Source organism: Kitasatospora sp. NPDC059599, from assembly GCF_042735125.1.
In the GTDB taxonomy this organism is placed as follows: Bacteria; Actinomycetota; Actinomycetes; order Streptomycetales; family Streptomycetaceae; genus Kitasatospora.
Map to the genome: position 1 here is coordinate 39113 of NZ_JBHWCL010000021.1, position 21835 is coordinate 60947.

The window sequence follows — 21835 nt, forward strand, 5'->3', positions numbered from 1 at the left end:
CGAGGGGCCCGCACGCGGGGGTGGGCCGGGTCAACCGGAGTGGGGTGCCGGGTCGCCCTGTCGGCTGAACCGGACGGATTACCGCCCAACGGGTGGGCGCAGCGCGGACACTGGGCATTCCGGTGTCCCGCCGGTCCCGGCCTGTGCCGGCCGGCGAACACCCCGTACCCGTACCGACACCCCGTACCCGTACCCCGGTTCGCTGCCCACACCCGCACCCCGACGGCAGGAGTGCCATGACCTCGACCGGTTCGAACAGCACCGGCGCGAACACGACGACCACGGACACGACGACCGCGAGCACCTCCGCCACGGGCGCGACGAAGGGCGGCGCCGGGGTGTCCGAGAGCGAGCAGCTGCTGTTCGGCGGGCCGCTGCGCTACGACTACGGCTGGGCCAAGCACGAGTTCGTCGGTGCCAGGGTGACGTTCGGGACGGTCGCCCGGCAGATGCCCCGGTTCCTGGGGCTGGCCGGGCGGATGGCGTGGGCGGCCGACCGTACCGCGCTGGTGACGCTGGTGGGGGCCGAGGTGTTGCGCGGTGTCGCCGCCGCGGTGGTGCTGATCGCCACCAACCAGGCCCTCGGGCGGCTGCTGGCGCCCGGTGACGTGCGGACCGTCCTGCACGCCGCCGTCCCGGCGGTCGTCGCGGTCGGGGCGGTCTCCGCGCTGTCGGCCGTGCTGGCCGCCGTGTCCGGCCTGGCCTCGGGGCGGCTGGAACCGGCGGTGTTCCGCCGGGCCACGGTGGACTTCCTGGACGTCGTCTCGCGTTCCGAGCTGGAGGCGATCGAGGACCCGGAGTTCCTGGCCGAGGTCGACTCCGCCCGCTGGGGCGCCGGGTCGATCCAGCACATCATCGGACAGGCCACCGCCGTCCTCACCGCGACGTTCGCGCTGGTCTCCGCCGCCGGGGTGCTCTCCGTCCTCCACCCGGCGCTGCTGCCGATGCTGCTGCTCATCACCGCCCCGCGCGGCTGGGGCGCGGTCCGCACCGCCCGCCGCCGCTACCTGTCCACGCAGGCGATGCTCCAGCACAACCGGGCGAGCGGGCTCCTCGCGGACATGCTGATCCGCCCGTGGTCGGCGGCCGAGGTCCGGGTCCACGCGTGCGGACCGTTCCTGCTGCGGCACTACGAGCAGCTGGCCCGCACCGCCGAGCGCGAGCAGGCCCGGCTGGCCGGGGCGAAGGCGCGCACCGACCTGCTGACCGCCGCGCTGTCCGGTCTCGCCACCACGGGGGCGTTCGCGGTGCTGGGGTGGCTCGTCGGCACCGGTTCGATGCCGCTGGCGGTGGCCGGCACGGCCGTGGTCGCCATCCGCACTGGATCCTCGTCGATCGGCGGCCTGGTCGCCCAGATCAACAGCCTGTATGAGGAGTCCCTGTTCGTCGCGGACCTGGACCGGCTGCGCCGCGAGGGACACCGCCGGGCGATCCCCGACGGGGGCGCACCGCTGCCCGCGCGACCGGCCGAGATCCGGGTCGAGGACGTGACCTTCAGCTACCCGGGCCGCGACACCCCCGCCCTCGACCGGGTCAGCCTCACCATCCGCCGCGGCCAGGTCGTCGCGCTCGTCGGCGAGAACGGCTCCGGCAAGTCCACGCTCGCCCACCTCCTGTGCGGCGTCTACCGGCCGCACCGGGGCCGCATCCGGTGGGACGACGCCGACACCGCCACCGCGGACCGCGCCCAGCTGTTCGCCGGAATTGCCCTGCTCGCCCAGAACTTCCAGCGGTGGAGCTTCACCCTGCGCGCCAACCTCCTCCTCGGCCGCCCCGACGCACCCGGCACCCAGGAACGACTCGACGCCGCCGCCGGCTACGCCGACCTCGCCCCCGTCCTCGCCGACCTCGACCGCGGCTGGGACACCCTGCTGTCCAAGGGTTTCGAAGGCGGCGTCGGCATCTCCGGCGGACAGTGGCAGCGCGTCGCCCTCGCCCGGCTGCGCCACCGCGTCACCACGCCCGGGCCGGACGGGCGCCTGCCGCACCTGGTCGTCGTCGACGAGCCGACCAGCGCCCTGGACGCCAAGGCCGAGATCGAGGCCTTCGAGAAGATCCGCGGCCTCACCGAACTCGGCGTCAGCATCGTCCTCATCACCCACCGGCTCGCCGCCACCGCCCGCGCCGACCGCATCTACGTCCTCGACCACGGCCGCCTGATCGAAGAGGGCACCCACGCCGAACTGATGGCCGAACCCACCGCCTACCGCGAGGCCTACCGCCTCCAGGCCGCCCAGTACGGCATCGGCGACCGGCTGCCCCGCCAGAGCACCACCGGACCCGACCCCCGGGAGACGACGTGAGGCCCTTCCACCCCACCTACGGGCAGCAGCCCTGGCCGGACGGACTGCGCGCCCTCCAGGTGTACGCCCTGCCCGACCTGCCGCCCGGTTCGCCCCTGCACACCCTGCTCGCCGACCTGCGCAAGGCCCTTGCCGGTTTCCCCGTGCTTCCGGTGCCCGACGACCGCACGCACATCACCCTCGACATGGTCACCTCCGGCCCCGCCGACACCGTCACCGAAGCCCAGCACCGCGACCTCGCCGACCACCTGCGCGCCGCCGTGGCCGGGACCGGGCCGCTCCGCCTCCAGGCCGGCTCCCCGATCGCCTACCGCACCGGCGTCCGCCTCGACCTCCACCCCGACGGCGAACTCGCCGCCCTCCAGCACCGCGTCCGCGGCGCCGTCCACCGGGTCTTCGGCCCCGACTCCACGGCCTACCCGCTCGGCGTGCTCCACGCCACCGCCGCCTACGCGGCCGCCGACACCGACACCGACGAACTGGCCCAGGCCATCCACCGGGTCCGGCCCGGGCACGCCCCGTTCACGGTGAGCCGGATCATCGTCAACGAGGTGTACTGGCGGCGCGTCCCGGTGGCCGGCACGGATCTGCCGGGCCGTCAGATCTGCTGGGACACGCTCGCCACCGTCCCGCTCGACGACCAGGCGTACGGGCCGACGCGGTCGGTGGCGGGTGCGGCGGGTGCCTGAACCCGTCGATCGAGCACCTCGCGCATGGACCGCCCACCGACGTCACGGAAGGCGTCGTCCCACCAGTGGGTGTCGACCGCTTCCGGCCGGAGGTCGCTCAGGCGCGTGAATGCCGCGCGGAGGTTCGGCGCGAAGTCGTCCGGCAGCCGGTACTCCAGCATGTCGAAGGCCGTGGGCCGGACGAGCCAGGGCCCGATCGTGCGGGTCAGCAGACCGGCGAAGTCCTCGTCGGTGAGCTGCGCTTCGGCGATCGCCTGCCCTGACGCTCCTTCCAGCAGGGTCCCGAGCGTGCCGGCGAGCGTTCCTTCACGTCGTGGTGTCAGGTACTCGGCACTGAAGCGCTCGAACTTCTCCGTGTGCATGTCGACGAACGACTTCAGCGAGGCCGTCGTCTCCGGATGGGTCAGCGCCATCCGGCGGATCAGGTCCCTCTTGCTGCCCTTGCAGGCCGTGTCGATGTCGAGCACGGCCATGACGGTGAGCATGTCGTAGGCCCAGGTGCGTCCGCCGAGGGCGAAGTCGGTGGCACCGACGAGTCCGCGGGTGGCCGTGGAGTCCAGCACGATCGAGCCGCTGTCGCCCTCCTGCGCTGCCGGGTCTCCGGGGTCCGAGCGGATCTGGAACAGGGTGTTGCCCACCCCCAGCAGGACGATCTTGCCGGTAGCCGACTGCATCTGTTGGGTGACACCGATCGCCTCGACCGTCCCGCTCTGGAGACGGGTGGTGATCCCGCGACGGAGGACCCGCTCCCCGAGGGACGGCGGGAGGACGACGAAGGGGTGCTTCCCGGGGATCTCCAGGACGGAGAACTGCGGTCGCACCGGGGGATCGAGAGCGACGATCCCGGCATCCACCGTGCATTCGAAGGCGTTCTCGGACCCCAGCGGCGCGCGGTAGAACGGCACGATCCGCCTGCTCCGGCCGATGAACTCGGCCGGGAAGACGCCTCCGGCCCACGGCTGGAGCACGCGGGTGTCGGGCGGCAGCTCGAAGAGCCGGTCCGGGTCGCAGAGTACGTGGTTGTTGGTGAGGAGCACCGCGTCATAGGGCCACTGGCGGTCGTAGAACACCCCGGCGACCGTGCCCAGCATCGGGACCATGCTCTCGATCATGCAACCGCCCGGGACGGGGCGGTACTCGGCGAAGTCCACGGGCCCCGCGCAGAACCGGGGCATGGCCGTCTCGACGACGTCGGTGCGAACGGTCTCGCCGTTGACGGTCAGTTCATCGGGAACGCGCTGCAGTCGGGAGAGGTGCGTCGGCGGTTCCTTCCGCGACACATTGACGGTCACGCCGACGGTCTCGGTCCGGCGACCGGCCACGACCTTGTAGGCGACGCCCACGCCGGTCACGTTGGGAAGTCGCAGCAGCTCAGCGGTGTGGGCGCGGGCTGCGGCGAGGGGCGCCCGTGGCGGTTCGGGTTTCTGCGAGGCATGGGACATGGGGGCTCCTCGGTCCGGGCGGAGCGCGGGTGCGGCCCTCGCAGAAGACCGTCCCGGCCGTCAGAAGCGTTCGGTGGAACGTCCGTTGGTGGAAGTCCGTCCGTGGACGTGGGCCGGTGGACGTGGGCCGGCGTCATGTCGGCCGGTGGAATCCCGGCCTGCGCCCCCGTACGCACCCCTCACTGTGATTCTAGTCAGTCCTGCCCCGTGCGCACCCGCGCCTCCGCCGCGGTGCCGGGGGGCCGCGGGAGCCCGCCGCCGGTCGTCTCGGGGCGGGCGTCTCGGGGCGGGCGGGGCCGGCTTCCGTGCCGGACCTCAGGCGAGGACCGCGGGCTTGAGCACCCGGGTGCACCACTGCTCGAAGCTGGTGGGGGAGGAGGTGGCCGGGGTGCGGGTGACGCCGGCGTCGAGGCCCTCGTCCTTGGCCCGCTTCATGTCGACGACGGCCCGGACGAACTCCTCGTCGAGGCCGTAGCCGACGAGGGCGGTGTGCATCTCGTCGAGCGGCTGGCGTTCGTAGCGGACGGGGCGGCCGAGCTGTTCGGTCATGATGCGGGCCAGGTCGCGGGGGGACAGGTCCTGCGGCCCGAGGACGGGGACGCTGCCGGTGCCGGTCCACGAGCGGTCCAGCAGCAGGGCTTCGGCGGCGGCCGCGATGTCGGCGACGGCGACGAGGGGGACCTTGCGGTCCGGGTCGACGGTGTCGGTGAAGACGCCGTGCTCGCGGATCGAGTCGGCCTCCTCCAGGAGGTTCTCGAAGAAGGACGGGTTGGCCAGGGCGCGGTAGGAGACGCCGGAGCCGGCGATGAGGTCGTCCATGGCGAGGGAGGCGGTGACGAGGCCGGCCCGGTCGGCGAGCGGGGTGCCGCGGCCGAGCGCGGACACGCCGACGACGTGGCGGACGCCGTGGGCGGCGAACGCCTTGACGGCGGGTCGGGTGAAGCCGCTGAAGCCGTCCCGAGGGGGGAGGGAGGCGTCCGGGGGGACGAGCCAGAAGACGGCGTCCGCACCCTCGAAGGCCCGGTCGAGGACCGCGGCGTCCCCGTGCGAGCCGGTGACCACCTCGACGCGGCTGCGCGCCGCGTTCGGAAGCCGCGCGGGATCGCGCACGATCACGCGCAGGTCCTCGCCGGCGGCGGGGGCGGACTCCAGGAGCCGGGGGAGCAGGTGACGGCCGATGTTCCCGGTGGGAGCAGTGATGACGATCATGAAAGAACCTCGTAGGTCGTGCCGGTGCGGTACGTCCCTCATCCTGCTGAGGACCACTGCGGCGCGACAACGGGAACTTCGGCACGGGATCATTGACGGAAACGGAAAAGTGCTGGTGGGAGGCCCGGATCGGGCGCCGTCGGCGCAGAATCCCGCGATCGCTCCCGGCGCCCCGCCGGCCGGGGCAGGACGCCCGGCCGGGGCAGGACGCGTGACCGATGGACACCTGGCCGGGGCAGGACGCCTGGCCGATCAGGACAACCGGCCGGGGCAGGCCGCCTGGCCGATCAGGACAACCGGCCGGGGCAGGCCGCCTGGCCGATCAGGACCCCCGGCCGGGTCAGGACGCCTGGCCGATCAGGACCCCCGGCCGGGTCAGGACGCCTGGCCGGGCCAGGGGACGTCGACGGTCACCGCCGCGCCGTAGTCGACGCCCGGCACGGAGAACCCGTACAGGCGCCGGACGTGGGCGCGGAACCAGTCGAGGTCGGCGAGGCCCGCGATGGTGTCGGTGGTGGCGGCCTCCCAGCGTTCGGCGACGGCCGCCTGGACGTCGTCGGCGAGTTCCCAGGTGTCCAGGCGGATCCGGCCCTCGTCGTCCGGGGTGAGCGGGGCGGCACCGGTGAACTGGTCCCAGAGAGCCGCGAGTTGGTGGATCGGCGGGACCAGGCCGTCGCCGAGGACACCGCGCAACAGGCCGGTGTACAGGGCGATGCCCGGGATGGCGGTGGAGGACTGGGTGACGGCGGCGCCGTTGACGGAGGTGACGGCGCGCCCGCCCACCGTCCTGCGGAGCCGCTCGTCAAGGGTGCGGGCGGTGGCCTCCAGGTGGGCCTTGGCCGCGCCGATGGTGCCCTGCCGGTAGATCGCCGCCGTCAACGGCGAGCCGATGTACGACAGCGCGGCGGTGGTGAAGCCCTCGGCCAGGAGGCCCCGGCCGGCGAGGTGGTCGATCCAGCGTTCCCAGTCCGCGCCGCCCATCACGGCCACGGTCTGTTCGACGTCGTCGCCCCCGGCCGCTTCGGTCTCGACCTCGCGGACCTCGGGGACGCCCTGCTCGTCGAAGACGAGCGTCTTGGTGCGGTCGGCCCGGCCGATCGGCTTCAGGACGGAGGCGTACGTGGCGCCGCTGTCGGGGTCGGTGCGGCGGGGTGCGGCCACCGAGTGGATCAGGAAGTCCAGCCTGCCGCCGAATCGTTGCTCGATGAGGTCGGCGACCCGGTCCTTCATCGCGTCGGAGAACGCGTCGCCGTTGAGGAAGACCAGGTCCCGCCCGGCGGTGCGGGCGAGGTCGGCGGTGGCCGCCGTGCGGTACCAGCCGGCCGTGGCGGTGCGCCGGTCGGTGGCGGCCTTCTCGAAGGACACCGCGATCCCGCGGATGCCGGCGCGCTTGAGCCCGGCGAGGGTGGCCGCCAGGCCGTATCCCGCGGAGGAACCGACGATCAGCGCCACCGGCCCGGCACCTGACGGCACGTGGTCGGGCGCCGGGCAGCTCTGCCACATGTCGGCCACCAGCTGCCGGCAGCCCGCGGGGTGGGAGTCGAGGAAGAGGAATCCCCGGTTGCGGGGGGTGAGAACGCGCTCGCTCACGACGGCAGTCCTTCGGTCGGGCCGGAACAGGATCGCGGCGACCGCCCGGGCCGCCGCACCGGTGCAAGTCTGGGACCGCACGGAACGCGGGCAGGAGCCCTGCCCGGGACAATGATCACGAGCCGATCTTGGAGTGTTGCCACATCGCGGGCGTGGCCGGCCCGGGCTCGGGTGCCGGCACCGGCCCGGGTGCGGGCGGCGGTCACCGCACGTGCGGGTGGGCGGTGGGGCCGGCGCCGGATGCGAACCACCACGGAGACGGAAGCGGCCGTGCAGCGGGAGCACACGCCGGCGGACCGGGAAGGCGACCGCGGTCCACCGCCCGGGTGTTGACCGTACGTCAGGGGCGGTAGTCGGTGAGGCCGTGGGTGGGGTGCCAGCCCTGGGTGCGGGCGCGGGTGAGGTCGAGGACGACGCTGCGGCTGAGGAGGTCGACGGCGTACGGGGTGAGGCCGGGGACGCGGCCGGTACGGGCGGCGAGGCGGGCGAGGCCGGCGGGGAGGTGGGTGATGCGGGCGGGGAGGCGGTGGGCGGTGAGGACGTGGCGCAGGGCGGCGTCGCGGCGGTACGGGGTCGCGTCGGCGATGTTGTAGGCGCCGGGTGGCCAGGGCGGGGTGCCGGTGAGGCCGAGGGCGGCCAGGCAGGCGTCGGTGAGGTTGGCGACGGCGGTGAGGCTGAGCGGGATGTCACGGCCGGGCAGCGGCAGCAGGCCGTACCTGACGCGGGCGAGCAGTTGGGGGAGGAGGTGCGGGTCGCCGGGGCCGTAGACGGCGCGGGGGCGCAGGACGACGGCGCCGGCCGTGAGGGCGAGCCGTTCGGCGGCGGCTTTGGTGCGGCCGTAGCCGTTGAGGTGGCCGGCGGTGGTGGGGTGGTCCTCGGTGAGGGGGCGGGTGGTGCTGTCCGGCCGGGTGGTGCGGGCGGCGTCGGGTCCGCTGGTGCGGGCGGGGGTGCGCGGGTCGTAGACGCTGGCGCTGCTGACGTGGACGAGGGGACGGCCTGCGGCGGCGCGCAGGACGCGTTCGGTGCCGGTGACGTTGACGGTGTGCTGGTGGGCTTCGGCGGGGTGGCCCGGGGGCAGGTCGGCGACTGCGGCGGCGCAGTGGACGACGAGGTCGGCGTCCGTGAGGTCGGGGTCGCCGGCGGTGGCGTCCCAGGGGCGGTGGCGGCCGACCGGGCCGGGGCGGCGGCCGTGGCAGGTGACGTCCAGGCCGAGGGCGGCTGCGGTGCGGGCGAGGTGGGCGCCGCAGAAGCCGGTGGCGCCGGTGATCGCGAGGCGCATCAGGGCCTTCCGGGTCGGAGGGTGAGCTCGGCGTAGCCGGGCAGGGCGGAGCGGCGGTCGACCCGGGCGCGGGTGACGACCGGCTGGAGGGGCGCCAACGCGAGGAGCACATCGGCGAGTTGGGTGCGGGCGAGGCCGGCACCGGGACAGGCGTGCGGTCCGGCGCCGAAGACGGCCTGGGTGGCGTCCCGGCTGACGGCGGTGGGATCGCCGGCCGGGGGCCGGCGGTGGGCCCGGGCGGCGTGCCGGGCGACCAGGATCAGCCGGTCGCCGGCCCGTACGGGGTGCCCGGCGAGGGTGGTGTCGGCGGCGGCGACGCGGGGCAGCAGCGGGGACGGTGCGGTCAGGCGCAGGAGTTCGGCGGCCAGGCGGGGCGCGGTCGTCTCGTTGACGGCGGGCCAGAGTCCGGCGTCGGCGCACCAGGCGACGGCCCGGGGCACGGCGGACACGGTGGTGTTCACGGCGGCGACGACGACCATGGCGTCGCACGGCCCGGGCAGCAGGGCGGTGAGCCGGGCCGCGGCGGCGGCCGCGCCTGGCCCGCGGCGGCGGAGGCCGGGGAGGTGGTCACGGGCGGCGTGGGCGGCGGCCTCGGCAGCCGCGTGCGCGAGCCGGTGCGGGCAGCCCGTCGCGCCGGTCAGGGCGGCGGCGGTGACACCGGCCAGCTCCCTCGCCAGCGCGACGAGGTCGATGTCGAGGTCGATGCCGAGGTCGAGGTCGCCGTCGGCTCGCTCCGGGATCCGTTCGGTGAGGACGGCCTGCCAGTGGGGGCGGATCCGCTGCAGCGCGGCGGTGTTCAGACTGGCGGAAAGGGCTCGGCGGGCGGTGCGGTGTTCGGCGCCGTCCTGGTCGAACAGCACGTCGCCGGCGGTGAGTTCGGCGGCCGCGCCGCCGGTGGTGCCGGATGCGGTGCGGTCCAGCGGCACCCGGGTGAGCGCCTCGTGGTAGGCCGCGGTGCCGTGCACCAGCAGGGTGCGGCCGAGCCGGACCACGGGGCGGCGGCGGGTGGCGGCGAGCAGGGCGAAGAGCAGCGGGTGGCTGTGGGTGTAGACCCGGCGGTCGCGGCGGCGGGCCCGGCGGGAACGGGCGGCGAGGGACGCGACGTCGAGCCGAACCGGCCCGCCGGCGAGGCCCGTTCGGGCGGCCGGCGGGCCGGGTGGGCGGACGGCTGGGCGGACGGGCGAGGGCACGGGCGGGTGGTTCATCGTGTCAGCTCCCTCGCGCAGTGGGCGGCGGCCGCGGCCCGGTCGGGTTTGCGGGAGCGGCCCGCGAGCGGGACCTCGCCGAACAGGACGGCGTCGGGCCGCGCCGCGCCCATCCGGTCGAGCGGGCCGCGCAGGGCGGCGCGCAGCCGTCGCGGATCCGTACCCGGGGCGGGCTGGACCAGGGCGACCAGTCGTTCGTCACCGTCGCCGGCCGGAACCCCGACCAGGACGGCGAGTTCGACGCCCGGCAGGTGCAGTGCCGGTTCGTACAGGCCGGGATAGATGTTCTCGGCGCGCCGCAGCACCATGTCCTTGAGCCGGCCGGCGAGGACGATGCGCCCGTCCGGGGTGAGGCCGGCGCGGTCGCCGGTGCGTACCCAGGGGTCGGGCTCCTCGCCGAGGTAGCGGTGGCGAACGCCCGGTCCGGTGAGCAGCAGTTCGCCGGTGCCGTCGCCCGAGCCGGTGCCCGTACCGTCGCCGGTGCTGTCGCCGTCGCCGTCGCCGTCGCCGTCGCCGTCGTCGTCGCCGCCCGAGCGCTTGCCGGAGCCGTCGTCGGCGAGACGGGCGTGGACGCCAGGCAGGGGAGCGCCGACCAGGTCGCCGTCCCCGTCGTAGGCACTCTTGTCCGCCTCCTCGACCGCGGCGGCCGGGAACAGCTCGGTCAACGCGTAGACGCTCCAGGCCTGTTCGGCACCGGACTGCTTGACGCGCCGCAGCAGACCGGCGTCGGCGGGGGCGGAGCCCGTCCAGACCCGGCCGGTGAAGCGGGCCCCGGCGGCGAGCGCGGCGCGCAGCTGCGGTGGGGTGAGATAGGTGTGGGCGGGGGCGAGCCGGGCGAGCTGGCGGCCGAGTGCGGCGGGCCGGCGGGCGGGCAGGGCGACGGTGGCGCCCGCGGCGAGTGCCGGGACGAGGACGAAGAAGGTGCCGCCGAGGACGACCGTCCCGGGGCGTGGGGCGACCAGGTCGGCGACGGTGCGCAGCCCGGCGGCCAGGCCGTCGCGGGTGTGCACGACGGCGCGCGGACGGGCGGTGGTGCCGGAGGTGAAGACGATCACCGCGTCGTCGCCGTCGATGCCGTCGATGCCGTCGAATCCGCCGGCGATTCCGCTGCCGCTGCCGATGCCGTCGCGGATACCGCCGTCGAGGCCGTCGCCGGCCCCGAAAGCGGCGGGCGGGGCGGCACCGGCCGGGCGTAGCCGCGGGGCGCAGCCAGGCAGGCGGCGCCCCAGGGTGGCGACCGGTCCGAGCGCGGCGAGGCGGGGCAGTGCGAGGTCGGCGCGGCGGGCGAGGGGCCCGGCCCAGCCGGCCACGGCCTGGGCGGCGGCGTCGGCGAGGACGAGGTCGGGGTGGGCCAGGGCGAGCCGGGCGGCGAGCACGTCCGGCCCGGCGGTGGGGTCGAGGACGGCGATGCGCAGGCCCAGCCGGTGCGCGGCGAGCATCACCGCCAGCGCGCGCGGTCCGGGGCGGACCGCGACGCCGACGGTCGCGCCGGGGCCGAGGCCGCGGGCGTGCAGGGCGGCGCCGTAGCCGTCGGCGAGGTCGGCGAGTTCGCCGCGGCGGATCACCGGGCGGACGGCGCCGGTGCGGGTGTGACGCAGGACGGCGGGCCGGTCGGGGTGGACGGTGCGCAGGGCGTGGGCGAGGCGTTCGAGCACGGCAGGGGCTGCTTTCGGGGCTCGGGGGCGGTAGGGCCACCGGAACGGAGGAACGGAGGAACGGAGGAACGGGGGCCGGAGGCCTCAGCGGACGTCGACGGGGCGCGGGCCGGCGCCGCGTTCCAGGTACCAGCGCGCCGTGCCCAGTACGCCGTATGCGCGGATCCGCCGGGTGGAGTTCTGCACCACCATGTCGCGGCTGCGCACCACCGCCGTGGTGTGCAGGCGGACCTTGTTGAGGAAGGCCCGGTCGGTGGGGGAGGGTCGGCGGGGCATGCCGCCGACGGCCTGGTACAGCTCGGCGGTGATCGCCATGTTGTTGCCCGCGTGCATCCGGTACGGCGTCAGGTAGCCGTGCCGGCGGCGGTGCGCGGGCCGGATCCGGCCGAAGAAGGCGCCGAGCGCGACCAGCACCAGGAACACCGCGCGCCCGGCCGGCCCGTGCTCGTCGCGGCGGGCGGTGACCCGGCCGCAGACCAGCCCGCCCGAGGCGACCATGGCGGCCCGGGCGGCGGCCGTCCAGCCGGGTTCGGGCAGGCAGTCCGCGTCGGTGCGGGCGAGCAGGGTGGCGCCGCGGGCGATGGCGTGGCGGAACGCGGTGTCCACCGCGGAGCCGACGCCCTTCTCCGGTTCGACCAGCACCTCGACCGGGAACGGCGCGCGGGCGGCGAAGTCCCGGACGGCGGCGGTGGTGCCGTCGGTGGAGCCGTTGTCGACGACGAGCAGGGTGAAGTCCCGGTCGCGCTGGGCGGCGAGGGCGTGCAGCACGCCCCCGATCCGGGCCTCCTCCTGGTAGGCGGGGACCACCACCCACAGGTCGGTCCTCACGACGCCTCCCAGACCATGGCCATCAGGCTGACGCCGCCACCGAGACCGATCAGCAGGACCTTCTCACCGGGCGTCAACGTTCCATGAATCCGGTCGAGTTGCACGCCAAGCGTGGCACTGGCGACGTTGCCGAGCTCCGGCACGGTGACCACCAGCTTCTCCGCCGGTACCCCGGTCAGTTCGACGAAGCCCTCCAGGTACGGGACCGTCACCTGGTGGACCAGGACGCGGGCGTAGTCGTCCCAGTCGAGGCCGGTACGGTCGGCGAGCCGGGCCAGGACGGCGGGGCCGATCTCCTCGAAGATGCCGCGCAACTCCTTGCCGCCGCCCCGGAAGTAGCTGTGTTCGTCACCGCGCGGGTGCCGGGAGCCGCCGCCGGGAATGCCACCGGCCTCCCAGTGCTGCGAGGCGGTGGCGGTCTCCACCTCCAGGATGCCGCCGCGCTCCACGGCTTCGACGACGACGGCCGCCCCGGCGTCGCCGAAGGTGTAGCCGGCGAAGCCCTCCCGGACCTCCTTCGCGGAGACCGGAGTGCGGCGCATCGCCCGGCTCGGGGTCTCGCCGGTGACGACCAGGGCCCGCCGGGCCCGTCCGGCCAGGATCATCGCCCGGGCCAGGTCGATCCCGTTGAGGAAGCTGTTGCAGGCGTTGCTGACGTCCAACGCGTGGGCGTGTGTGCCGAGTTCGGTCTGCACGATGTGGGCGGTGGCCGGTTCGCAGACGTCCCGGGTGGCGGAGGCGAACAGCAGCAGGTCCACGTCCCGCGGGTGCAGCCCGCGCGCGGCGAGGGCCCGCCGCGCGGCGCCGACGGCGAGGGTGGAGGCGAACTCGTCGTCGGCGGCGAAGTGCCGGGTGCGGATGCCGGTCGCCTTCTCGAACAACCCGTCCGGCAGGGCGAGCCGGCCGCCCGCGCAGACCTCGTCCTGGAGCTGCCGGGAGCCGAGCCGGCGGGCGGGCAGATGGGAGCCGACGGCGGTGATGCCGATCCTCGGTATCGCTGCTGGATGCATGCTTCCCATGCTCCGGCGCTCACGGGCCGGCGAGCCTGAGTACGGGTACTCATCCCGGCCCGACCGGCTACCCGGTTCGGTCCGGGGCCGGCGGACCGGTGCGGTCCTGCTCCGGTGCAGAACTCCGTTTCACCGCCCTTGCCTTGGTTTTCGTGCGCACCGGTGGCGAGGTCTGGCAGACTCCGTGGCCATGCCCCCAGTTGTGAGCGAGCTGCGCGGCTGGCTCGCCGGGTTGGACGACGACCAGCTCGGCCGACTCCTGCAGATCCCGACGAACCTCCCCGTCGCCGCTGGTATCCGGACGCAGGGAAGAGCCCCGGGCAGCGGGTGGCGCCGGCGCGAGCTGCGCGCCGCGCGGACCCACCTCGCGACCCTGCCGCTCGCCGGGCTGCGACTGATCACCCGCCAGGCCGGCGGCTACGCGGCCCATCTGCTCGCCCACGGTCACGACTGCCCGGAACAGGACGCGCTCTCCCCAGGGCCGGAACAGCTGCGGCAGATGCTGACCGACCTCGAACCCTTTCTGGCGCGGGCCTATCTCCACGCCCTGGCCGATCTGGACCCCTCGGTCCTGGGACCGTACGGGGAACAGCTGCCCGAACTCGCCGCCTGCGCCGACGCGCCGGGCGTACCGGTGCGGTGCTCCTGCGGCGGCACCTCACCGGAACCGTCCGATCCTTCCTGCCCGACCCCCGACCCCCGAGTCAGAGAGTCACGATCAGGTGAAGAACCAGCCCGCCACCGCTGCGGAACTCTCGCTCTCCGCCGCCGAATTGCGCGAGACCGCGAGCGGACTGGCGGCCGTGCTGCGCGCCACCGCCGACCTCGCCGACGCCGGACGGCCGGTCGGACCGGACCTGGTGGAGGCGCTGTCCGCCTACACGGACGCTCGGGAGGCGCTGCGCGACCGGCTGGCAGCGGCAGCGGCAGGGCACGGATGGCCGGCGGACGGGAGTTTCACCGACCTCGACCGGCTGCTCGCCGAGCTCGCCGAAGCGGAGGACGACGCCCGCAACCGGGAGGCCAGGATCGCCGACCTCCGGGGCCGGTACGAGAAGTACGCGGACCTCCTGGCCCAGGAGGAGGACGAGATCGTCCGCGCCCACCTCGCCCAGGCCCGGGACCGCATCGCCGAGCAACTCACGGAGTCGGGCGGCGAGCCGGTGGGAGAGCCGCCGGCAGCGCCGGTCTGGGAGTCGCCGGCGGCGCCGTCCGCGGTGCCCGAGCCCGTGCTGCCGCACCAGCGGACGGAGGCCGGGGGCGACACCCCCGGACAGCAGCCCGAGGACGGCGCCGTGACGGTCACGGAGCTGCCCGACAGCCCCGGCGCGGCGTCGTCCTGCGCACCGTCGCCCGCGGTGCAGGACGACGGCGCACAGGACGACGGTGCGGAGGCCCGTGACCCGGACGCCCCGGCCCGGAACACCGGCGCGGACGCGGACGCCGCCACCGACCACGACCTCACCACCTCGGACGCGCCGGAGGCCGCTCCCGAGCCCGCCCCCACCCCGGAGGCCGTCCCGGAGCCCGCCCCCGACCCGGTGCTGGAACACGACCCGGCCCCGGCCCCGGATCCGGAGGGCGAGCGCCCCCCGGTCCTGCCCTGGTCCCAGCGCGCCCAGGAGCAGCTCCCGGTCGAGACCCTGATCCGCCAGGGCCGTCTCGCGGAGGCCTTCTGGTTCACCCGGGGCTCGGACGAGTCGGTGTTGCGCTCCGACACCCTGGCGTTCGCCGAGGCGGCGTTCGCCTGCGACGACGAATCCGCCGCGACCGCGGTGCTGGTCGCGTTCGGGCACAGCGCCGCGGAGTTCCGGGACGACCGGACCGCCCAGGTCGCCGCGACCGTGGCGGCGCTGCGTGCGGGCCTGGTGGCGGGGTGGCCGAACGACCTGCTCAGCCAGGGCGAGCCGGGAGCGGGCCTGCCCGAGCCCTGGGCCCAGCTCGTGGACGCCGCCACGCAGACCGTCCGGCACTGCCGTCGCCTCGACCCCAGCGGGGGCTGGCTGGTCGACTCCACCCTGCCCGGTGTGACCCGTGAGCTGATCGGCGAGGAGGCCCGCGGCCTGCTCGCCGAGCTGCCCCGGCGCCGCATCGGCTACGAGCGGGCGACCCAGGTGCTGGCCCGTCTGGTCTCCGAGGGACAGCCGCTGGGCGTCACCCTCGGCGCGGTCGTGGCCTGGGCGGACGGCGAGGCCGGTCTGCCGGAGCTCGACCAGGTCGCCGAGTTCTTCGCGCGGCGCGACGCCGGAGAGCGGCTGATCGAGGCCGCCGACGCCCTGGTCGCCAGCCCGATGCAGGCCAAGGAGTCGATCGAGGCCAAGGCCAAGCGTGCCCTGCTGCGGGCGATCACGAGCGTGGGCGACCTGCTGGCCCGGGCTCGGAACATGGCGGCCTCGCAGGCCGCCACCCGGGCCGAGTCCGGTACCTCCCTGAGCCCGCTGCTCGCCGCCGTCTCGAACGAGCAGCCGCTGCCGGGTGTGGACGGCGCGCTGCTCGACCTGCTCTGCCAGTGGCTGCGCGGCGAGGGCCCGCGGAGCACGCCGCTGGTCGTCGCCGACGACTCCGAGGGTTTCCCCGAGGACCTGCGCGAGCACCAGCCGGACACCCGGCCCCTGCTCGCGCTGACGGCGTTGCCCCGCAAGGCCGACGGGAGCCCCGACCCGGACGCGGACGGTTTCGCCGACGCCCTGCTGCCCCTCCTCGCCCGCGTCGACGCCGAGGCCGCCCTGCGCGAGCACTGCGAGTACGGCGACATCCACCTCGCCGAGGACCTGGCCACCGCCCTCGCCCAGGGCGCCGTTCCGGTCGTGGACGGCGCCGCCGTCCGGCTCGCCGACCAGGCCCGGACCATCGAGGCGGCCCGTACGGAGTGGACGGCCCGGCTGCGCACCGAGCACGCCACCGCCTCCGGCCTGCTGGCGGAGCTGCGGACCCAGCAGACGCTCGACCCGGCCACCGCACGGGAGTTCAGCGGTGAGCTGCTGCGCCTGGAGCTGCCCCGGCCGGCCGGCGCCTACCGCGCCACGGTGAGTCAGATCGTCGCGCTCGCCGGGCAGTTGACGGAGGCGGTGCGCGAGTACGCGGTCAAGCTCCGCGCGGACATCGCCGAGCTGGACCTCACCGGGCGCGACCGCGCCCGGTTCGAGGAGCTCCTGGCCAACCAGGACACCGTCACCGCCGAGGAGTTCGTCTACCTGGCCAAACGCGGCGAACCGCTGCCCGACTGGAACACCTCCGACTGGGGCAGCGAGCTGACGGAGTTCATGGCGGGCCTGGAGAAGCCGATGGAGGCCGCCCGGCTCCCGCAGGGCTTCAGTGCCCGGCCGTGGGCCCTGCACTACGCCGCGGGGGACCTCACCGACGGCGTGCACCCGGCGCTGGACGCCTGGGAGGCGCTGTGCGACTCCACGCTGCGCAGCTCGGAGTGGCAGCGCCACCTCCAGCCCGTGCTGCGGATGCTGGGCCTGGAGCCCGAGCAGGGGTCCCTCGCCCCCGTCGAGGACGGCCGGCGCCGCTTCGGCCAGGTGCGGGGGACGGTGCGCGCGCGGGTGAGCGAGTCCCGTCCCGGGTACGTCGCCCCGCTCGGCTCGGCGGCCAACGGCCGGTACACCGTGGTGATCGTCTCCGAGGAGCAGGTCGGCCGCAGCGTGCTGGACCTGCTGGACGAGTACGACAACGGCGCCACGCTCATCCTCTACCTCTACCCGATGGGTCTGGCCGGCCGGCGCCAGCTGGTGGCCCGCGCCCGGGCGGGCATGCGGCAGGCACTGGTCGTCGACCCGGCGGTGCTCGGCTGGATCGCCGCCCGCTTCCCGCGGTCCTTCCGCGCCACCCAGCGCGTCACCCTGCCCTGGACGGCCTTCAACCCCTACACGCCGTTCGTGGCGGGCCTGGTGCCGCCGGAGGTGTTCTACGGGCGCCGTGAGGAGATGACACAGGTCGTCGACCCCCTCGGCGGACTGTTCCTCTACGGCGGCCGGCAGCTGGGCAAGTCGGCCCTCCTGCGCCGCGTGGAGGCGTCCTTCCCCACCGCGCCCAACCGGCAGGCGGTCTACATCGACCTGAAGGCCCGCGGGATCGGGGAGGCCGAACCGGCGGAGCGGATCTGGTACGAACTCGCCCGGGAGCTCCAGCGGATCGGGGTCCTGGACGCCAAGGGCTCGGCCGACGCCAAGCCGGACGTGGTCGCCCGTCAGATCGAGACCTGGATCATGGCCAACCCCGAGCGCCGCCTGCTCGTGCTCGCCGACGAGGCCGACGCGTTCCTCACCGCGGACTCCCGTTCCGCCCGCGGCCGCGGCGGCGAGAGCATCTTCCCCAACGTGCAGGCCCTCAAGGCCCTGATGGAACTCAGCCGGCGCCGCTTCAAGGTCGTCTTCGCGGGCCTCCACCAGGTCCAGCGCTTCAGCCACCTGTCGAACGTGACGACCCTGCACGGCGGCCCCGACGTGCTCGTCGGCCCGCTGCGCACCTCCGAGGCGCAGCGCCTGGTCGCCGAGCCGATGGCCGCGCTCGGCTTCGTCTTCGAGCACCCCGCGCTGGTGTGGCGGGTGCTGGCCGCGACGAACTACCAGGCTTCCCTGGTGCAGATCTTCTGCGACCAGCTCGTCTCGGCCCTGCGGGCCAAGCCCGCCGCCGACGCCCGGTGGCCCATCACCGTGACCGCGGCGGACGTGCGCGCCGTCAGCGCCTCGCCCAAGGTGCACCAGTACATCGCCGAGCGGCTGCGCATCACCATCAACCTGGAGGACCGCTACCGGGTTCTCGCCCTGGTGATGGCGCTGCGCAGCCTGGAGGACGGGCACCGGATCGGCTACCAGCCCGAACAACTGCTGCAGGAGGCGCGCCGGCACTGGCCGGACGGCTTCCGCGGCCTCACCGTCACTGCCGTGCGCATCTACCTGGAGGAGCTGGTGGGCCTGGGCGTGCTGGTCCAGCAGCCGGGCCACAACCCCACCTTCGCGGTCCGCAGCCCCAACGTCGTCAACATGCTCGGCACCCGGGACTCGCTCGAACTCGAACTGCGCGAGACCGAGTTCAGCCTCCCCTACGAGTACAACCCGCGCTTCTCCCGGCGTCTGCTCGGTCAGAACTCCAAGGGGGTGCAGAAGCTCAGCCCCCTCACCGAGGAGCAGCTGCACACCGTCACCGGCCAGGGGGTGAGCGCGGTGTGCGTGACCGACGCGTTCGGCCCGGACCTGGTCCTCAAGGCCGTCGAGGTCTACGCCGGCGCCCGCGGCATCACGGTCAGCCGTACGAACGGCCCCGACCTGGCCGCGCACCTCGCCGTACGGGCCCCGGAGCGGACCCCGCAGCTGGTCCTGGTCGACATGCGCCACCGCGGCCAGGCCGAACTGGACGACGCCCTCGCCCGGCTCCAGGCGCACACCGCCGTGACCCGGTCCCGCAAGAAGGCCCCGCAGGCCGTCCGGTCCGCGGTGATGCTGGTCGACCCGATGGGCGTCTACGCCCGCACCGACCTCGTCGGGGACGCGATCCGGCCCGGCCGGTGGACCGCGGACAGCCTGCGCGCCTGGCCGGAGTGTCCCTTCGACACTCCCGAGCGGCGCCGCCAGCTGGTGGAGGCCACCGGAGGCTGGCCCGAACTGGTCGAGGCGACCATCCACCAGGCCTCCCGCACCAACACCCCGCTGGAGGCCGCGCTCACCGGCATCCACACCGGCACCGCCACTCCCGAGTTCGCCCGCCGGCACCTGCAGCGGGTCGGGCTGGACACCGAACTGGCCGAACTGCTCACCCACTGGACCGAACTCCTGGACGCGCCCGAGGAGGACACCCCCGCGCGGATCGCGGACATCATCGGCGTACCGGAGGACCGGATCCTGGACCTGGTCCGGCGGCTGACCGACCTCGGCGTCCTCGACCAGGGGGAGAGCGGGATCTCGCTCGACCCGGTGACCTTCCGAGCGCTCGCGGCCCGCGCGTGACGGCCACGGGGACGCCCACGGGGACGCCCACGGGGACGCCCGCAGGGACGACCGCGGGGACGACCGCGGGGACGACCGCCGTGACGCGCGGCGAGGCCGGGCACCCCGGCCTCGCCGCCCTGCCCGGCGCCAGGCTCTGGCTGCGCCACGTCGCCGACGACCTGGAGGCGGGCACTAGCTGCCTGCTGCTGTTCCCCGCCACGATGCCCCGTCCGGAACCGCTCCTCGCCGACCTCCTGGCCGGCCAGCCGCACTGGCGCACGGTGCCACCGCCGGACGCCGCGCACCAGGGCCCCGCGGACCGGCCCGGCGTGGACCGCCCCGGCGTGGACCAGCCAGGCGCGGACCGGACCGGCGCGGACCGGGGCGCCGCTGAGGCCCCCGACGAACGGTTAGCGGCCGCCGCCGAAGAACCCCTGTGGTCCGGCCAGCTCCCCGTCCTGGACATCGACGACGACTTCGTCACCGGCGTCATGGCCGCGGCCTTCGGCACCGACAGCCCGGCACCCGCACCCTTCGTCCCGCGCGCCCGGACCGCCCCCGACCGAGCCCGGGGCATCGAGGCCCGACTCGAAGGCCTCCTCGACAGCCACCCCACCGGCACACTGCGGGACGTCTACCACCGGCTCACCACCGGCCCGCACACGGACGGCTGCGTCTACGTCGTCGACGCCACCCGCGAGGACGACCCCGAAGCCCTCGCCCACCTCCTGCTGCGCCTCCCCGCCGCGGCCAAGGAAGCCGGCCTGCCACCCCACCAACGCCCCAGGCTCCTCGTCGCCGCCACCCCGGACCACCTCCCCGCGGCCTACCCCGACCGGCTCGGCAGTGAGGACATCGCCGTCCACTGGTGGTGGGGCGCCCTCAGCCGGATCGACACCGCCGCGGTCGCCACCGTCAACCGGCCCCGTCGCAGCCGCTCCGCCCTCACCGGCCGGGGCCGGATCGAGGAAGCGGTCGCCCTCGCCACCGTCGTCGAGGTCTGCGGCCCCTACCTCGATCACGCGGCCCACCTCGCCACCCACTGGGACGGCCGCCCCGACACACTGCGCCAGGCCCTCGCCGCCGCCTGCGCGACACACCCCCCGGCCACCGCGGCCGCGCCCACGACCCATCGCACGGGCGGCCTGTCCGGCCGGCCCCCCTCCTCCCTGCGCGACCCGTGGAACGCGGGTGCCGTGGACTCCTGGGACGGCCACCTGCGAGCCCACCCCGCCGCCGTGCTCGCCGCCGGAGCGGAGCGGTCCCTGGACAAGCTGGTGTGGCTCGCCCAGAGCCGCACCCTGCTCCCGCTCATCGACGACGCCCGGGAGGCCCTGGTCACCGCCGTCCTGCCCAGCGCGCGCCTGCCCGCCGACCGACTGGCCGTCAGCTACGGCCCCGAGCGCCGCTCCCAGCCGGTCGCCGCCGCCACCACCGCGGACACCGCCGAGCTGCTGCGCGGAATGGAACTCAACATGCTGGCCCGAGCCAGGCGGGACGGGCACGTCAGGCTCACCCTCCCGCAGAGCGCCCGCCTCGCCGTCCTGCTCGACGCCCGCAACTGCCTATCGCACCGGGAACCGCTCCGCACCGAACCGTTGGCGAGGCTGTACGAGCACCTCAGCTCGTGACGCCGGCCGGCGCGGCCGTCGTTGCCGTGCCGTGCCGTGCCGTGCCGTTGTCGTAGCCGTTGCCGGCCGCCGGGGGTTCAGTGTCTCCTCGTCAGGTGGTCGAGGACGGTCCGGCCGCGGGTCGTCTGCCAGCGTGACCGTGCCTGGCGGATGACCGTGTCCCACTGCTGGCGGACCTCGTTGTCCGGCGGGCGCTCGCCGCGACCGATCCGGTCCAGCTCGTCCTGCACCTCCCGGCCGAGGGCTGCCGAGCCCACGGTCGCGAGCATGGCGCCGAACAGGGCGGAGAGCATGGCGAAGACCGCGCCGATCGCGCCGTAGCGGTCCGTGTAGGAGTTGAAGAGGCGGGGCAGGTACACGCTCATGGCCACCGAGTAACCGCCCAGCGCGGTCGCCCCGATGACCCCGAACGGCACGAGGTCGAGCCGGGGGATCCGGCCTGCGGACAGGAACCGGCCGCCCCAGATGAGGAAGGCGGCGGTCAGCGGCGCCTCCACGACGGCCGCTGTCAGTTCCAGCGGTCGGCGGCCGAGAAGGGCGTGCACCCAACTGCTCAGGGCGGTGTACACGGCCAGCAGGGCGATCCACTTCAGGCCGTTCACCGTGTTGCGCACACTCAACGGCTGGAGTTCCCAGCCCTGTTCGAAGAGCCGCTGGGCGGCCCGCGCGAAGCTCAGCACCGAGACGAGGAGGAAGGCGATCCCGAAGAGCCCCGCCGTGGTCCACCCGCTCGACGAGGCGAGGATGTGGCGGACGGCGTCGGCGCCGTCCCCGGTGAGGCCGTAGCGGTCGATGACGCGCTGGGCGATGTCCTTGCCGCCCAGGCGGACCACGACCGAACTGAGGAGGATGGCCAGCGGCACCAGGGCCGTCAGCGCGGAGGAGGCCAGGGCCATCGAGCGGTCGAAACCCACGAGCCGCTGGAACCGGCTGACCACGCGCAGCGCGAAGGCCGGGCGGAGCCAGAAGGTCGCCGCCCTCAGGATGGTCTCGCGGCTGATCCGTGTCGTGGGGCCCTCCGGCGTAGCGGTGGCGGGTCGTCGCCGGAGTGATCCTCCCGCGCC

The 21835-nt window shown here is 75.0% G+C and carries 13 protein-coding genes; 4 read left to right on the plus strand and 9 right to left on the minus strand.

The genetic code is table 11. The annotated features are described in order from the left end of the window. Positions 1–236 precede the first annotated feature (236 nt). Positions 237–2303, plus strand: coding sequence for an ABC transporter ATP-binding protein (locus tag ACFV04_RS10850; RefSeq protein ID WP_380528349.1), 2067 nt, complete (start codon positions 237–239; stop codon positions 2301–2303). Further along, positions 2300–2992: a 2'-5' RNA ligase family protein gene (locus ACFV04_RS10855; RefSeq protein WP_380528351.1), complete on the plus strand. Its 693-nt coding sequence runs from the start codon at positions 2300–2302 to the stop codon at positions 2990–2992. The genes ACFV04_RS10850 and ACFV04_RS10855 overlap by 4 nt, the downstream gene beginning before the upstream one ends. Here ACFV04_RS10855 and ACFV04_RS10860 read toward each other — a convergent pair. The 8 genes from ACFV04_RS10860 to ACFV04_RS10895 form a co-directional block, all read right to left on the minus strand. Beyond that, a complete protein-coding gene (locus ACFV04_RS10860; RefSeq protein ID WP_380528353.1) occupies positions 2902–4434 on the minus strand; it encodes a hypothetical protein in 1533 nt (510 codons plus the stop codon). The genes ACFV04_RS10855 and ACFV04_RS10860 overlap by 91 nt on opposite strands. A gap of 315 nt (positions 4435–4749) precedes the next feature. Beyond that, positions 4750–5643 (minus strand): NAD(P)H-binding protein, encoded by an 894-nt coding sequence (locus ACFV04_RS10865; RefSeq protein WP_380528355.1) that lies wholly within the window; start codon positions 5641–5643, stop codon positions 4750–4752. Between the two features lie 375 nt (positions 5644–6018). Further along, positions 6019–7233 carry an enoyl-[acyl-carrier-protein] reductase FabV gene (gene fabV / locus ACFV04_RS10870; RefSeq protein WP_380334612.1) on the minus strand — a complete coding sequence of 405 codons (1215 nt, stop codon included), beginning with the start codon at positions 7231–7233 and terminating at the stop codon, positions 6019–6021. Between the two features lie 340 nt (positions 7234–7573). Beyond that, positions 7574–8512: an NAD-dependent epimerase/dehydratase family protein gene (locus tag ACFV04_RS10875; RefSeq protein ID WP_380528357.1), complete on the minus strand. Its 939-nt coding sequence runs from the start codon at positions 8510–8512 to the stop codon at positions 7574–7576. Further along, positions 8512–9717: a cytochrome P450 gene (locus tag ACFV04_RS10880; protein ID WP_380528359.1), complete on the minus strand. Its 1206-nt coding sequence runs from the start codon at positions 9715–9717 to the stop codon at positions 8512–8514. Before ACFV04_RS10880 ends, ACFV04_RS10875 begins: the two co-directional genes overlap by 1 nt. Further along, positions 9714–11372, minus strand: a complete 1659-nt coding sequence (locus ACFV04_RS10885; RefSeq protein WP_380528361.1) for a class I adenylate-forming enzyme family protein — start codon at positions 11370–11372, stop codon at positions 9714–9716. The genes ACFV04_RS10880 and ACFV04_RS10885 overlap by 4 nt, the downstream gene beginning before the upstream one ends. 84 nt (positions 11373–11456) lie before the next feature. Further along, positions 11457–12200 carry a glycosyltransferase gene (locus ACFV04_RS10890; protein ID WP_380528362.1) on the minus strand — a complete coding sequence of 248 codons (744 nt, stop codon included), beginning with the start codon at positions 12198–12200 and terminating at the stop codon, positions 11457–11459. Next, on the minus strand, positions 12197–13210 hold the full coding sequence (locus ACFV04_RS10895) for a 3-oxoacyl-ACP synthase III family protein (protein WP_380334627.1): 1014 nt from the start codon (positions 13208–13210) through the stop codon (positions 12197–12199). The genes ACFV04_RS10890 and ACFV04_RS10895 overlap by 4 nt, the downstream gene beginning before the upstream one ends. Positions 13211–13932: 722 nt before the next feature. Here ACFV04_RS10895 and ACFV04_RS10900 point away from each other — a divergent pair. Next, a complete protein-coding gene (locus tag ACFV04_RS10900; protein ID WP_380528364.1) occupies positions 13933–19158 on the plus strand; it encodes a hypothetical protein in 5226 nt (1741 codons plus the stop codon). 80 nt (positions 19159–19238) lie between these two features. Beyond that, positions 19239–20771 carry a hypothetical protein gene (locus tag ACFV04_RS10905; RefSeq protein WP_380528366.1) on the plus strand — a complete coding sequence of 511 codons (1533 nt, stop codon included), beginning with the start codon at positions 19239–19241 and terminating at the stop codon, positions 20769–20771. Positions 20772–20848: 77 nt separating this feature from the next. Here ACFV04_RS10905 and ACFV04_RS10910 read toward each other — a convergent pair whose 3' ends face one another. After that, positions 20849–21685 carry a hypothetical protein gene (locus ACFV04_RS10910; protein ID WP_380528368.1) on the minus strand — a complete coding sequence of 279 codons (837 nt, stop codon included), beginning with the start codon at positions 21683–21685 and terminating at the stop codon, positions 20849–20851. Positions 21686–21835 lie beyond the last annotated feature (150 nt).